We start from the raw sequence: 769 nt of genomic DNA, 5'->3' as shown, positions 1-769 counted from the left end.
TTCAGCAGCACCCCAAGATAGGGGACCTCCTTCACGATGCGGTCGGGGTCCACGCCTCCATGGACCAGAGCCTGGATCCAGTCGATGATCTCGCTGGTGGAGGGCTTCTTTTTGATCTGGGGCAGGGAACGGATCTTGTAGAAGGCCTCCAGCACCTGGGTCAGCAGGTTCTCGTCCAGGTCGGGGTAGTGGACCTTGACGATCTCCCCCATCAGCTCCTTGTCGGGGAAGGCGATATAGTGGAAGACACACCGGCGCAGGAAGGCGTCGGGCAGCTCCTTTTCCGCGTTGGAGGTGATGATGACCACCGGGCGGTGCTTGGCCTTGACGGTGCGGCCTGTCTCGGGGATGTGGAACTCCATCCTGTCCAGCTCCCACAGCAGGTCGTTGGGGAACTCCAGGTCCGCCTTGTCGATCTCATCGATGAGCAAAATCACCTGCTCCTCGTCGGTGAAGGCCTCGCCCAGCTTGCCCAGGCGAACGTACTTTTCGATGTTGTCCACACCCTCGCCGCCAAACTGGCTGTCGTACAGCCGCTGGACCACATCGTAGACATACAGGCCGTCCTGGGCCTTGGTGGTGGACTTGATGTTCCAGATGATGAGCTTCTTCCCCAGGGCGGCGGCGATGGCCTCGGCCAGCATGGTCTTGCCCGTGCCCGGCTCTCCCTTGATCAGCAGGGGCTTCTGGAGCACCATGGCGATGTTCACCGCCCCCATCAGCTCCTCCGACGCCACATAGTTCTGACTGCCTTTAAATTCATTCATAG

The 769-nt window shown here is 60.3% G+C and carries 1 protein-coding gene; it reads right to left on the bottom strand.

Annotated features, from left to right (window positions below; translation table 11 throughout):
* Window positions 1–767: AAA family ATPase (locus I6E42_RS12645; RefSeq protein WP_235372368.1), on the bottom strand; the 767-nt coding region annotated here is incomplete at its 3' end.
* Window positions 768–769: the final 2 nt, after the last annotated feature.

This window comes from Pseudoflavonifractor phocaeensis, from assembly GCF_021531815.1.
GTDB lineage: Bacteria > Bacillota > Clostridia > Oscillospirales > Oscillospiraceae > Lawsonibacter > Lawsonibacter phocaeensis_A.
The sequence above is the reverse complement of the archived record's forward strand: the minus strand, read 5'-3'. Positions and strand labels throughout refer to the sequence as shown.